At 61.0% G+C, this 13,558-nt stretch carries 12 protein-coding genes and 1 pseudogene; 6 read left to right on the top strand and 7 right to left on the bottom strand.

Annotated features, from left to right (window positions below):
* Positions 1 to 151: 151 nt before the first annotated feature.
* The gene (locus N1937_RS10140) at positions 152 to 1,132 is read left to right on the top strand and encodes a substrate-binding domain-containing protein (RefSeq protein ID WP_260058560.1); all 981 of its coding nucleotides are present in this window, start codon (positions 152 to 154) and stop codon (positions 1,130 to 1,132) included.
* A gap of 69 nt (positions 1,133 to 1,201) precedes the next feature.
* Here the strand turns inward: N1937_RS10140 and N1937_RS10135 are convergent, their stop codons facing one another.
* The 6 genes from N1937_RS10135 to N1937_RS10110 form a co-directional block, all read right to left on the bottom strand.
* A complete protein-coding gene (locus tag N1937_RS10135; protein ID WP_018069549.1) occupies positions 1,202 to 2,467 on the bottom strand; it encodes an ABC transporter substrate-binding protein in 1,266 nt (421 codons plus the stop codon).
* Positions 2,468 to 2,493: 26 nt separating this feature from the next.
* On the bottom strand, positions 2,494 to 3,330 hold the full coding sequence (locus tag N1937_RS10130; protein WP_162119268.1) for a carbohydrate ABC transporter permease: 837 nt from the start codon (positions 3,328 to 3,330) through the stop codon (positions 2,494 to 2,496).
* Complete coding sequence (locus N1937_RS10125) at positions 3,327 to 4,250, bottom strand: carbohydrate ABC transporter permease (RefSeq protein ID WP_260058557.1); 924 nt, start codon at positions 4,248 to 4,250, stop codon at positions 3,327 to 3,329. Before N1937_RS10125 ends, N1937_RS10130 begins: the two co-directional genes overlap by 4 nt.
* On the bottom strand, positions 4,243 to 5,427 hold the full coding sequence (locus N1937_RS10120) for an ABC transporter ATP-binding protein (protein WP_260058555.1): 1,185 nt from the start codon (positions 5,425 to 5,427) through the stop codon (positions 4,243 to 4,245). Before N1937_RS10120 ends, N1937_RS10125 begins: the two co-directional genes overlap by 8 nt.
* Positions 5,424 to 6,254: a metallophosphoesterase family protein gene (locus N1937_RS10115; RefSeq protein ID WP_260058553.1), complete on the bottom strand. Its 831-nt coding sequence runs from the start codon at positions 6,252 to 6,254 to the stop codon at positions 5,424 to 5,426. The genes N1937_RS10120 and N1937_RS10115 overlap by 4 nt, the downstream gene beginning before the upstream one ends.
* Before the next feature lie 220 nt (positions 6,255 to 6,474).
* Positions 6,475 to 6,870: a hypothetical protein gene (locus tag N1937_RS10110; protein WP_017960454.1), complete on the bottom strand. Its 396-nt coding sequence runs from the start codon at positions 6,868 to 6,870 to the stop codon at positions 6,475 to 6,477.
* A gap of 157 nt (positions 6,871 to 7,027) precedes the next feature.
* Between N1937_RS10110 and N1937_RS10105 the strand changes: the two are divergent.
* Together N1937_RS10105 and N1937_RS10100 are read left to right on the top strand one after the other, a co-directional pair.
* Positions 7,028 to 7,281, top strand: a pseudogene (locus tag N1937_RS10105) (hypothetical protein).
* A gap of 156 nt (positions 7,282 to 7,437) precedes the next feature.
* Entirely contained in the window at positions 7,438 to 7,626 is a 189-nt protein-coding gene (locus N1937_RS10100; RefSeq protein ID WP_260058551.1) for a hypothetical protein, read from the top strand.
* Between the two features lie 21 nt (positions 7,627 to 7,647).
* Here N1937_RS10100 and N1937_RS10095 read toward each other — a convergent pair whose 3' ends face one another.
* Positions 7,648 to 10,020 carry an alpha-amylase family glycosyl hydrolase gene (locus N1937_RS10095; protein WP_311202844.1) on the bottom strand — a complete coding sequence of 791 codons (2,373 nt, stop codon included), beginning with the start codon at positions 10,018 to 10,020 and terminating at the stop codon, positions 7,648 to 7,650.
* Positions 10,021 to 10,281: 261 nt separating this feature from the next.
* Here N1937_RS10095 and N1937_RS10090 point away from each other — a divergent pair, with 261 nt between their 5' ends.
* From N1937_RS10090 to N1937_RS10080, 3 genes are all read left to right on the top strand, one after another.
* Positions 10,282 to 12,408 (top strand): calcium-binding protein, encoded by a 2,127-nt coding sequence (locus tag N1937_RS10090; protein WP_260058547.1) that lies wholly within the window; start codon positions 10,282 to 10,284, stop codon positions 12,406 to 12,408.
* Between the two features lie 232 nt (positions 12,409 to 12,640).
* Entirely contained in the window at positions 12,641 to 12,943 is a 303-nt protein-coding gene (locus N1937_RS10085; protein WP_017964294.1) for a membrane protein, read from the top strand.
* A gap of 104 nt (positions 12,944 to 13,047) precedes the next feature.
* On the top strand, positions 13,048 to 13,554 hold the full coding sequence (locus tag N1937_RS10080) for a winged helix-turn-helix transcriptional regulator (RefSeq protein ID WP_260059085.1): 507 nt from the start codon (positions 13,048 to 13,050) through the stop codon (positions 13,552 to 13,554).
* Positions 13,555 to 13,558: the final 4 nt, after the last annotated feature.

The raw sequence follows: 13,558 nt of genomic DNA, 5'->3' as shown, positions 1-13,558 counted from the left end.
ATCTGAATCCTGTTCTCAATTAAAGAGTTAGAGCATGATGTCGTCCGAAAACCGCTCACACTTTTCGGCATCATGCTCTGAGTGTCAGACCAATGTCATCGAACCCGCCTAAAGGATTGCGCCTCGATGCTGTCACCAGGAGGCGCTTTCGATGGCGACGTTGGAGCAGGTCGCATTCCGGGCAGGATGCTCGCTGGCGACCGCAAGCCGTGTTCTCAACCGCAACGGCCCGGCCAGCGATCTGATGGTTCGCAAGGTGCGCCGTGCGGCTGCGGAACTCGGCTATCGCCCGGCCGGCCTGTCCACCGGTCGGCTCGGACGCAGGCCCGTGGTCGGCGTTCTGATCCCCAGCATCACCAATCCGGTCTTCGCCTCCTCGCTGTCGAGTATCCAGAACCGCATGCTGGTGGCCGGCCATGGCGTCTTGATCGCCCAGTCGAATTACGATCCGGCGCGCGAGGCCGATGCCGTCGCCGCATTGTTGAACGACCGGCCGACCGGGCTGATCCTCACGGTCTGCGATCCATCGACCAGCGAGGCGCTGCTTGCGAAGCTGCCGCCGACCGTGCTGCTCAACAACCTGCCGACAGCGCAGTTTCCGGCGGCCGTCACCGCGGATAACCGCGGCGCCGGCCGCGTGATCACGACATTCCTGATCAGCAAGGGCCATCGCCGCATTCTGTTTCTCTCCGGCAATTTCGCCGCCTCCGACCGCGCGCGGCTTCGCCACCGGGGTTATCTCGACGCCATGGCGGAAAGCGGGCTCGCGCCGCTCGATGCCGTGCAGATCCCCTTCGTCAGCGGCTATGACCAGCTCGATCTTGGCGTCACGATGAGCGCGCTTGCACCGACGGCGATCATCGCCTCCAACGATCTGCTAGCACTCGGCGTCATCGGCGCGCTGAAGCGCGAGGGGCTGTCGGTGCCTGGGGATGTCTCGGTCGCCGGCTTCGACGGCATCGCCATCGGCAGGCTGATCGATCCGCCGCTGACGACCATCGAAATGCCGGATGCCAGCATGGGCGCGACCGCTGCCTCGCTGCTTCTCGACATGGCCGAGAACGCCGCCCCCGCCCGCCATCTCGATGTCGCCCATACGTTGCGCCGCGGCGGCACGGTGTGTGCCATCTAAAGCTTGCGAAGCAGGAAGGCCGCCACACGCGCGGCGTGGCGGCCCCTAACCTATTGCCCGATGAGGCGCTTAGCTGCGCGGCAGCATGTCCTCGACGTCAGCGGCTGCGTCATCGAGCGCTTCCTTCGGTTCGGCCGACTGGTCGACGATGCGCGAGAGATTGTCGACGATCGTCTGCGTGACCTTGACGCCGTTCGAGCCGGGGAAGGCATACCACGGGATCATCACCGGCATCTGGCTGAGGCCTGCCTGGAATAGCGGGTTCTGCTTGTAGAAGTCGCCGAGATAATCGGCCGACTTTGCGGCAAGCTCGTTGTTCGGGACATAGCCGGTGCCGGGCACGACGACGGAAGCGCCATAGGGACCGGCGGCGAATTTGGCGAACTTCCAGGCGGCATCCTGCTTGGCGGCGTCATGCGTCAGGATGACGACGGCATTGCCGCCGGTCGGCAGATGTCCGTTCGCCGGATCGATCAGCGGGATCTTGGCGGTGCGCAGATCGAACTTGTTGCCGACATTCTTGATCGTATTGCGCAGCGCGCCTGTCGTCTGGAACTCGAAGCCGACCTTGCCGGCTGCGAAAGCCTGCTCGCCGGCGGCCTTGGTGAACACAGGCATGCCGCCTTCGGTGACCAGGCGATGCAGGACCTCGACGGCCTTCTGGCCTTCCGGACCGTTGAAGGCGACCTTGCTTTCGTCGTCGCTCAGCATCTTGCCGCCGGCGCCGAAGAGCAGTGCCGAAAACATCCAGTCGTCGCCCTGCCAGCGGAAATCGATGCCGTCGACACCGTTGCCGAGCGCCTTGATCTTGCCGCCGAGCGCGATGACCTCGTCCCAGGTCTTCGGCGGATTTTCAGGGTCGCCGCCGGCCGCCTTCACGAGATCGGCGTTGTAATACATGATCGGGTTGGAGGTCGCGAAAGCGAGGCCCACCTGCTTGCCCTTGACCTGGGCGAGCTTGAGGATCGTGTCGGAAAAGCCCTGCTCGGCCATGTTGCCATCCTTCTGGACGAGCGGGCCGAGATCGACGGCGACGTCGCGCTCATCGAGCATGCGCAGGCGGTTGAGGCCGATGAAGGTGATATCGGGCATTTCGCTGGTGCCGACCTGGCGAAGGATCGTCTGGATGCCTTCTTCATAGGTGGCCGACGGGCTGGCAAACTGGATCTTGATGTCAGGATTTTCTTCCATGAACTTCTTCGAGATCGTGTCCATCACGTCCTTGAAGAAGCCCGGCATCGGGTAGTGAACCGTCAACGTCGTCTCGGCGTGCGCGGGAAGCGCGATTGCCATCGAGACGGCCGCTGCGGCGAGAAGCTGGGTGATATGTTTCATCGCTCGTTCTCCTGGGTTGAAACCGGTCAGCCTTTGAGACCGGTCATGGTGATGCCCTCGACGAAGCGCTTCTGCGCAAGCAGGAAGGCGATGACGAGGGGAAGGGTAATGATGAGGGTCGCCGCCATCAGCGCGCCGTAGTCGTCGCCGGCCTCGGCGGCGCGGAAATACATCAGGCCCAGCGGTGGTGTGGCATAGTCCTGCTTGCTGATGACGATCAGCGGCCAGTAGAGATCGTTCCAGTGCGCGACGACCGAGAAGATGGCGAAGGCGGTAACCGCCGGCCAGGCATTCGGCACGATGACGCGGGCGACGATGCCGAGTTCCGACATGCCGTCGAGACGCGCGGCATGGATCAGATCATCAGGCATGGCGCGGAAGAACTGCAGGAACATGAAGATCGCAAAGACCGAAATGGTGAAGGGCGCGACAAGGGCGGCATAGCTGTTGAGCAGCGCGGCGCGGTCGAAGGCAACATAGAGCGGCAGCGCGGTCGCATGGATCGGCACCAGAAGGCCGAGCATGACCAGCACCATCATGGCGCGGGCGGCGCCGAAGCGCAGCTTTGCCATGGCGTAGGCGCAAGGGATCGCCACCAGCACCTGGAAGAAGAAGATCAGCCCGCAGACGACGACGCCGTTCCACAAGAGCCGCGCCATCGGCACCCGGCTCAAGGCCTTGGCGAAATTCTCGGCATAGGTGAGATGCGCCGGGATCAGCGACAGCGACGAGGTGAAAATGTCGCTTTGGGCCTTGCCAGCCGTCGAGATCATGAAAACGTAGGGCGACAGGAAGATGATCGCGCCGAGCGAAAGCAGGGTCAGGCGGATGATCCTGCCGAGGGAAAAAGCGCTCGTCATCATGTGTAATGCACCCGGCGATCGAGAATGCGGTACTGCAGGAACATCAGCACCACCAGGATCAGCAAAAAGACCACCGTCATCGCCGAGGCATAACCGACGCGCAGATAGACGAAGCCTTCCTGGTAGATCGTGAAGAGCAGCACCTCCGACGCCTTGTTCGGGCCGCCCTCAGTCAGCGTCTTCACAGTCTCGAAGACCTTGACTGAATTGGTGATGCTGATGGTGATGACGAAGAGCGTCGTCGGTCCGAGCATCGGCCAGGTCACCAGCAGAAAACGGTCGAGGGCGGATCTGGCGCCGTCCACCTCGGCGGCCGCATAGAGCTCGCGCGGGATCGCCGTCAGCCCGGCCAGGAACAGCACCATGTTGAAGCCGGCCGATTGCCAGACGCCGATGATCGACAGGCTGTAAAGCACCGTGCCGGAGCTGCCGAGCCAGTTCGGGCCGGGAATCCCGACGAGGGCGAGCAGTGCGTTGAGCGGCCCGATTGTGGGGTGGAACATGTATTGCCAGACGGTCGCCATGGCGACGATCAGCGAGGCGACCGGGAGGAAATAGGCAGTGCGGAAGAAGCTGCGCGCCTTCGTCTCGCTCTCGATCAGCATGGCGATGGCAAGGCCGAGAAGGATCGAAATTGGTGCGACGATCGCCGTATAGACCGTCGTATTCCACAGCGACTTGCGAAACGTGCGGTCGGTGATCAAGTGCGCGTAATTCTCGAAGCCGACGAAACGAAACTTGCTGTAGCCGAGTTCGAAATCGGTAAAGCCGAGCACGATGACTGATACAACCGGCAAAAGCACGAAGAGAGACAGCAGGATCATCGCCGGCATCACCAGCATCCAGGCGATACGGGCCTCGCTGCGCCGATGCGCAACGGCGGCATCGTACCCCACGGCCATGGAGACGATACTAGCCATGCGCCCTCTCCCGTTGAGAGTCGCCCGCAATCAGCCCGGCATCGCCTGTTGCAACGCTGCCGGCCAGCCGGCTGCCGTCCTCGGCAAAGATCAGCGTGCGACCGGGCGAAAGCCGCAGCCCGACCGGATCGCCGGCCGCGAGGCCCGAGGCTTCGGAGGGCTGAACCTTGGCGACGATAGTCTCGCCGATCGCGTCGAGCCGGCAATGGAGAATGACCTCGGAGCCCAGGAATTCGACGCGTTCAATCCGGGCGGCAAGGCCGTCATGCCGGCTCTTGGAGAGAAAAACGAATTCCGGGCGAATAGCGAGCGTGACCGGCGTCTTCCCGTCGGCTGCGTTTTCAAGCATCAGGCGCAGGCCGCCGCAGAAAATGACGCCGCCTTCGGCAAAGGCCGGCAGCAGATTGATGCGCGGCTGGCCGATGAAGCGAGCGACCTCGATATGGGCGGGGTCATCGTAGATGACCTCGGGGCTGGCGATCTGCAGCAGCTTTCCGCCCATCATCACGGCGACACGATCGGCCATGGAAAGCGCTTCCGCCTGGTCGTGGGTGACATAGAGCGTCGGCACGCCGGCGCGGCGATGCAGGTCGACGATCTCGCCGCGGGCGTGAACGCGCAGATTGGCATCGAGATTGGAGAGCGGTTCGTCCATCAGGAAGATGCTCGGCTGGCGCACCATGGCGCGGGCCAGCGCCACGCGCTGACGCTGGCCGCCCGACATCTGACCGGGCTTGCGGTCAAGCAGGTGGTCGATCTTCAGCGATGCCGCCATATCCTTGACGTCGCGGGCAATCGCCGCGCGGGTGGCGCGTTGACCCGGCATCAGCGACCCGATGAAGGGCAGCCGCTGCATCCTCGACAGCCGGCGCATCGCCAGCGGCACGGCGATATTTTCAGAGGCCGTCAGGTGCGGATAAAGCGCGTAGGACTGAAAGACCATGGCGATGTTGCGGTCGGCAGCCGCAACGCCGGACATACCCAGCCCGCCGATCAGGATTTCGCCCTGGTCGGCATGGTCGAGGCCGGCAAGGACGCGCAGCAGCGTGCTCTTGCCGCAGCCGGAGGGGCCGACCAGCGCGATGAATTCGCCGGCGCCGACATCCAGGCTGACGCCATCAAGGATCTGGTTGCTGCCGAAAGCCTTGCTGATGCCGCGAAGCGAGAGCGCGCTCATTCGGCGGGTTCCCGCTGCTTGAGCGCCTGGGGATAGACCTCGTGCACGACATCGTCGAGTACATGCGCAGTCATGCCGGGAACGGCGATGATCGTGCTTTCGACAGCAGTATCGAACTCGTGGACAACGGCACCGATCAGGCGCTCGCCCGGCATTTCGCGCTCCATCTTGTCGATGATGAAGGCGGCCGACGGACCCCATGTCAGCTGGGTATTGTCGAAGCGACCCTGCCAGGCCCAGTGGAGATGGCCGCTTGCAAACAGCGCCACGTCATGGGCAGCGATCAGATCGTAGAGCCGCCGGCGCTCAGACGGGCGAACACTCCAATATCCGGTATCGCCTTCATCTGGCGCGTCTACGAATAGCGGCTTGTGCGCAAAAAGCGCAACGCGTCGCCCTTCCCTGTCGGAAAGCGCCTGGCAGAGCCATTCGAACTGGGCGTCCTCCTCGTCATCCTCATGACCGAGAAGCAGCGAATTCAACCCGATGAAGCGCCAGCCGGCCGCATCCTCCAGCCAGCGGTCGTCGCCGGCAAGGCTGCGCCAGCGGGACAGCCTCTCGGCATTGACGGGCTGATCCGATCCCTTGAGGTGGCCGACATCGTGATTGCCGGGGACGATCAGCATCGGGATCGACACCTGGCGCATCAGATCCATCGAAAAGGTGATGTCTGCATCTTTGTCGGCGCCGTCGACGGTGAGATCGCCGGTATGAACGATCAGGTCTGCGCCGGTCTCTTCGATCCAGGTCAGAAGCGGTGCCCAGTTGCCGTTGAAATGCGGCTTGCCGGGACTGAAATGGGTGTCGGTGATCTGAATGATTTTCATGGGGCGCGCGTCTCCGAGACCTCGGCAGCGCGTCACGGGCGCTCCCTTCTCGTGCCCTCTCTAGAAGGCTCCCATGTCAATCACACAGCTGAGGTTTTCAGCTGTTTCTCAGTTTTGACATCAATCTGTCATGCAGACCAAGACAGCTCGTGAAAACCGGAGCAGCCTTGGCCGTGTTTGGAATTAAGAACATGCGGGCGCTTGCAACATTGCGTTGCAATCAGTGCCGTGGCGCGTTTGCGGGAATGGACGATACCGTTGCCGATACAGGGTCGCTTGCGGGAAAACTGTCCTCGAGGCCTTCATCGAGTTCCTCTTCCAGCGTTTGCCTGTCGCCGGCCGAACGCGCGCTCGGCTGGCCGATCAGGCCCTTGCTGCCTTCGTCGAAATTGCCGTTGCTCAAGGCATCGTAACGGTTGATGCTGCCGTCTGCTTCGCCGCCGGCAAAGGCGGTCAGCTGAACCATCATGACCTTGGCGTGGTCGACCGCCGTCGTGTCGTCGAGCTCGCCATGGGAGTTGTCGATTTTGACAGAAATCGATTCTCCTCCCTCGCCCAGGAATTCGACGGTGAAGATGTCGCCGGCTTGTGTCACCCGAGTATCGATCAGCTGCATGGAAACCTCCTGTGTTCATGCACCTCAACGGCCACCCAGGTCCGGAGTTCCATTTCAATGCAAGCGGCCGGCCCTCGCGACGATTGACCGGCTCGGGAAGAAATAATGCGGATGCGAGCTCGTTCTGTCGCCTGCTGAATAACGCTCGTTCTGCGATATTCCGGCAGATCGGAAACCCGCATTGATATCGAGCTATTCGGAGGCGTTGCGCAAACTCGCCAGATCGGCCGAAGCGATCGGACGGGCCGACATGCTGCCAGCGCTGATTGAGGTGGCGGACGGATTGGAGAGCATGGCAACCACGATTGCCGAGACAGAGGCCGGCGCCGAAGTGCTGGCGCACACAGCGCGGCTGTTCCGCGCGACCGAGGAATGCTGGCGTCGATGTCCTCGTCGTCAAACGTCCATTGAATGGTCCTGAGAACGATCGCGGCTGTCCGGATAGGCGAATGGCGATCTCCTTTGCCGAAGACCGGCATTTATGGTTAATTTATTAATAATTGCGGGATTATGAATGGAACCAGACAATCTTTCCAACTGTTGATGCTGCGCCGTGGAGGAACCCCGATGATCCTGAAAATCCTTGCACCCAAGATCGAGGCCGATTACCATGACACCGGCACCTATCCAGATGGGATCTTTGCCGAAAACCGGATCGATCTTTCCGCTCGCCGCGACGGCCGCAGTCGCTCGCCGCATGAGCGCGACTACGGCAATGACAGGAAAGTGGAAAACCTGCCGCTCGGCTTTGCCTGACCATACCGGACGTCGGAAGCGTCAGAGCCTGCGAAAGACCAGAACACCCGATGCCGGCAGCACGGCATTCAGCACTCCGGCCGTGGCTCTGATTCTTCCGCCGCCGTTACCGATGTTCCAGCCGCCATATTTGCGGGAATCGCTGTTGAAGATCTCCTCCCAGAGGTCGTCCCCCAGCCGTTCGCTGTGCAACCGATAGCCGTGTTCGAAGGGAGCGTCGTTCAGCGACCCCACGACAAGGAAATCCTCGCCGTCATTCCATCGATGAAACGCGATCACGCGATTTTCATCATGAACCAGGGGAATGGAGATGTTGCGGGAGCGAATGGCATTCTGGCGGATGCTGAGCGCGATCAGATCGCGATAACAGCTGAGCATCCCTGCCCCACTGCCATCAGCTTCGCCGAGAATATTCTCCCGGTTCTCGAGGAAATCATTGTAGCGATAGGGCTTCTGGGCTCCGATTTCCTCGCCCATGAAAAACATCGGCGTCCCCGGTGATAGCAGCGTCATCGCAGCCGCGAAACGGGATCTCGCCTCTGCCCACGCCCTGGTCTCGCCGACAACAGGCGCGAAATTGACGGCGATAACAGCGGTCCGTGCCGATCCTTCACGATTGCCGCAATCGTCATGCGACTGATTGTAGACCACCTTGGATCGCGCGCTCGTCTGCAATGCGCCGGCAAGAGACGACATGGTCAGCGCCCGCTTGTCCCCGAAACCGGCATTCTTCAACAGCTGCGCCTGTGCGCCGCCGTGATATTCGACGAGGTTGTGATGAAAATCACCGTACCAGGTCGCATCGAAGCCGAGCCCGTTGCCGGTCAGGCTTGGCTCCGTCATCGCCGACCAGTCCGAATAATCCTCGGCCGTCAGGAAAAGCTGCGGCTTGATCAGCCGAATCGTGCGGGTCCACTGCTTCAGAAACTTGGCCCCGAAGGCAGCGGCGCGATCGGCGCGCCGGCCATCGGCATGCAGCACCGGATATTGATGGATCGAACTTGTCTGATCGAGCCGGAAACCATCGATATGGCAGACGGAGACGAGAAATGCCGCGCTCGAAATGAGAAGCTGGCGCACGGCTTCCTCGTCGAAGCGGGGCGCCCATCCCGTGGAGATGTTGTCGATATAGCCGCCTGTCGGGTCGGCGTAATCGCCGGGGCGTCCCTCGTACCAATAATAGATATTGCGGGTGTGATCGTTGGAATCGTAGGCCCATTGCGCCCGCTCGCCATCCGGATCGAAGTGGTTGTAGCAGACATCGAGGATGACGGCGATGCCGCGCTGGTGGCAGACCTTGACGAACATCTTCAGCCGATCGGTACCGCCAGCCCCCTGATCGGCGGCAAAGAAATGCGACGTGCCGTAACCCCAGTTGGCCCGCGTCTCGAATTCCGCAATCGGCAGCAGTTCCACGGCGTTGACGCCGAGCGCTGAGAGATGCTCGACAAAAGCGATGGCATCATCAAGCGTGCCGGGCGCAGCCTTGCCGAAACCGAGGGCACCGACGTGCAGTTCATAGATCACCAGATCCTCGAGCCGATCCGGAAGCTTTCGACCGCCGGCGAATTCGTCGGCCCAGAACGCCTCGGCGGCAAGCTCCTCCCCTGACGGGAGCACCACCCGCTTCGGGTCGCAGACCACCGAACAGCTTTGCGGTCCGTCCAATGCCGCCGGCGATCCGTGATAGATCGCTCCATCGGGATCGAAGTCTCCCGCGCCGATCTGCATGAGGGACCAGATATCGGTGCGGTAGGCGAGCGATCCATCATCCCGCGTGACGCGGTACATATAGGGCGTGCCGACCATGCTGTCGAAATCGGAAAGACCGTGGTCCTCGCCGGTTTCAACGCTCCAGAAGCCGTCGACGGTCCTTCGCATCCTGATGGTTGCGACCGTTCCGGTGCCGTCATCGGCGATGTAACCGACGGCGGGATCGGCAAGCACGAGCGAAACGGCCCTGGCGTTCGGCGCCCAGACCGAAAAACGAATGCCGTCTGCACCGTCGCGCCTTTTAACCCGATTCGCCCCCAGACGGCCGATCCATGTCAGATAATAGGTCTGCGGCGCCATCGCCTGCTGGAGATCGAAGCAGCGTTCGCGACCCGTCGAGGCCTCGTCGTCCATTTCGGCGGCGATCGCCCAAAGACTTGAAGCGCCGGGTCGATCCAACTCGATCCCCCAGCGAAAATGCGTGCCGATCTCGTCATCGGGAAAGGGAACCCGGATGACAAAGACATCATAGCCATCCTCGTCACGAGAGCGTTGCATTGGAACAGATGTCCACTCGTTCGAGGGGCGGCCTTGTTCGTCCCAACTGCCCCGGAGACGGACATTGTCGAACGCCATCGAGGGCAAGCCGCTACGAAACCGGAATTGAACATTGACGGTCATCGGACCCTCCAAAACCATGCCGGATTTCGCCGGACTCTGCCTATGAGCCGTCCCATTTGGGCATGATCAACCGGCCGGACGAAAAAATGCAAGCGCAGATTTCATAATAAATGCAATCCGAAACGGGCCACATTCGGAACAATATACCATGGTTAACGAGGCAGCTCCGCACGATCCTCCTCGTGTATTAAATCGAATTGGTGGCAACAAATGGGGATTCATTCCCATTGCCAATTCCCTCGTAAACCGGGAGAAAAACTTATGGCTCAAGCCGTTAGAATAAACGATATTATTCGTTCCTTTGGAATTGACACGCATATCGACTACACCGACGGAAAATATTCCAACGTCGGAGAAGTTGTTAAGGCTCTCGACTATCTTGGCCTTGATACAGTTCGCGATCACGCCCCCAACTCCGCCTCCGATCCTAACGGCCAAACGCATCTCGGCGATGCCGCCGAAGCCGGCGTGCAATTCGTCTTCAGCGCCCAGCGGGAAGTCGACCCCGCTACCGTCACCCAGCGGCTGCACGATTTCGTGCAGGCCCATCCCGGATCGGTCGTCGGCATCGAAGGCCCGAACGAAGTCAACAACTGGCCGGTCAGCTATCAGGGCCTGAGCGGCCAGGCCGCAGCGGTCGCCTATCAGAAGGACCTGTCTGCCGCGGTCAACGCCGATCCCTTGCTGAAGAATATCCCCGTTCTCGGCTTTACCGGATATACGGTCGCGTCGGCCTCCGACTACACGACGATCCACACCTATGCGAAGGATGGCGACCAGCCATATTCATGGCTTTCCCGGGAATCCGGCGTTCAGCGCGCTGCCGATCCGGGCAAGCCGCTGGCGATCACCGAGACCGGTTACCACACCTCGCTCACCGCCGATACCAATGGCGGCTGGGAAGGCGTCAGTGAAGCGACGCAGGCAAAACTCCTGCTCAATACGCTGATGGACGGCGCCGCCCTCGGCTCGAAGCAGACATTCATCTACGAGCTGCTGGACGCCTATTCCGATCCGCAGGGCACCAATCAGGAAAAGCATTTCGGCCTTTTTCATCTCGACTATTCCGCCAAGCCGGCTGCGACGGCGGTCCACAATCTGACCGAAATCCTTGCGGACGAAGGCGCTGCGAAGGCGAGCTTCAGCACGGGGACCCTCAATTATTCGATCGACGGTCTGCCGTCCTCGGCCCGCAGCCTGCTGACGGAAAAATCGGACGGAAGCTACCAGATCACCATCTGGAATGAGCCCGATATCTGGAACCAGTCCACTGATACCGCCATTCAGGCTGCGGACACGGCCGTCAAAGTCAATCTCGGCGCCTCGTTCGGCTCCGTGAAGGTCTTCGACCCGCTGACCGGAACGACGGCGATCAAAAGCCTCAGCAACGTCTCATCGCTGACGCTCGATGTCGTCGACCATCCCGTTATCGTCGAGGTAGCAGGCACCGGCGCCAGCACACCGCCGCCGGCCACCAACCATCTTTACGGCGGCACCGGCAACGACACCTTCACCGTGACCAATGCGAATCAAATCGTCGACGAAAGCCGGGGCGGCGGAACGGATACCGTCATGTCGTCGATCAGCTTCAGCCTCAAGGATACGGCACATACGATCGGAAACGTCGAGAATCTGACGTTGACCGGCACCGCCAATCTTAACGGCACCGGAAATGGCCTGGTGAATGTTCTCGTCGGCAATTCCGGCAACAATATCCTCGATGGAAGCACCGGCGCCGACCACATGGCGGGGCGCGCCGGCAACGATACCTACGTGGTCGACAATGCCGGCGATTTTGCCGATGAAACAGCCGGATCCGGCAAGGACACCGTCAAGGCTTCGACTTCCTTCAGCCTGGCCGATCTGAAGCGCACGGCCGGAACGATCGAGAACCTTGCCTTGACCGGAACGGCCAATCTCAGCGCGACGGGCAACAACACGTCCAACGTGCTGACCGGCAACGACGGCAGCAACAGTCTCAATGGCGGCAAGGGCGCCGACCAGTTGAGCGGCGGGCTCGGCAACGACAAGCTGATCGGCAAAGCCGGCGCCGACATCCTGACCGGCGGCGGAGGGGCCGATTCCTTCGTTTTCGACGTTAAGCCCGACAATGTGAGCATCGACAAGATCCGGGATTTCTCCTCGGCGGCCGGCGACAAGATGCTGCTCGACCATTCGATTTTCGCCGCACTCAGCCTATCCGGATTTTCGGATGAGAATTTCGTTGTCGGTACGAAAGCGCTCGAAGCTGACGATAGACTGATCTACGACCAGGCCAGCGGCATTCTATCCTTTGATGCGGATGGAAGTGCCGCGGGTGCGGCAATCCATGTCGCCGATCTCGACAATTCTCCGGCGCTTCACTTCAAGGATTTCGTGCTGATCTGACCCGGCCAGGCCCGTCGCTATTCAGCAGCGGGCTGCCGCACCACGTGCGTTTCTAAAGCGCGTCACGATCTTTCAGATTCGCTCCTTTCGCTTTAACTCTTTGTTTTTACGCATATCGTTGCCGCAAAACCGCTGCACGCTTTTGCGCGACATGCTTTAGCCTCCTCTTGCCGGCATGAAAATCCCGGCCACATTCTCCGTTGACGCCACTCGTGCCGCAACGGAGAAGCCTTTGCCCTGGATCGCCTATATCGCCCATTTTATCGCCGCCGCGTTTCTGACCAACGGCATCCCGCATTTCGTCAACGGAGTGAGCGGCCGGCGCTTCCGCATCCCATTCGCGCAAGGGGCAAAGCTTGGCTCGCCGACAGCCAATGTCGTTTGGGGCTGGGCGAATTTCGTCATCGCCTTCCTGCTGTTTGCCAATGTCGGGCCGCTCTATATCGGCACGCCGGGCGATACGATCTTCATGGCAATCGGCATGCTCGTCACCGGCATTCTGCTCGCCCGGATTTTCGAGAGCGACGCCGTTTAGCGCATTTCTTGATACGCATTCCGGACGCAAAGCCGCTGCGCATTTTTGCTACACTGCCAGAAGTAACTTGCATGATGATAGTCACTACTATAGTGACATCAGCCATGCAACGGACGAGCTTCAGTGACTTCAAATGCCCGGCGGCGCGCGCGCTCGACAGCGTCGGCGACTGGTGGAGCATGCTGATCCTGCGCGACGCCTTCCAGGGGCTTTCGCGCTTCGACGAATTCCAGAAAAGCCTCGGCGTGGCGCCGAATATCCTGACACGGCGGCTGAAACACCTGACGGAAAAGGGGCTGTTCGAACGGCGGCTCTACCATCAGCGCCCTGCCCGCTACGAATATATGCTGACGGACAAGGGCCGTGATTTCTTTCCTGTTCTGATGACCCTGTTTTCCTGGGGAAACCGGCACATTCCTGAGGAAGACCTTGCCTTTCTCTTGGGCGATGCCGCCTCCGGTAAAGAGCGTCGGACGGTGCTGGTCGATGCGCGGACCGGCGAACAGGTGACACCCGAAAACACCAGCCTGCTTGCAGGCCCTGCCGCCGACGATGAGGTGCATGAGCGGATCGCCCGCATGCGCGCCTGGTATCTCGGCATCGACGCATAGAAAG

The organism is Rhizobium sp. WSM4643 (assembly GCF_025152745.1).
Classification (GTDB): domain Bacteria; phylum Pseudomonadota; class Alphaproteobacteria; order Rhizobiales; family Rhizobiaceae; genus Rhizobium; species Rhizobium leguminosarum_I.
The sequence above is the reverse complement of the archived record's forward strand: the minus strand, read 5'-3'. Positions and strand labels throughout refer to the sequence as shown.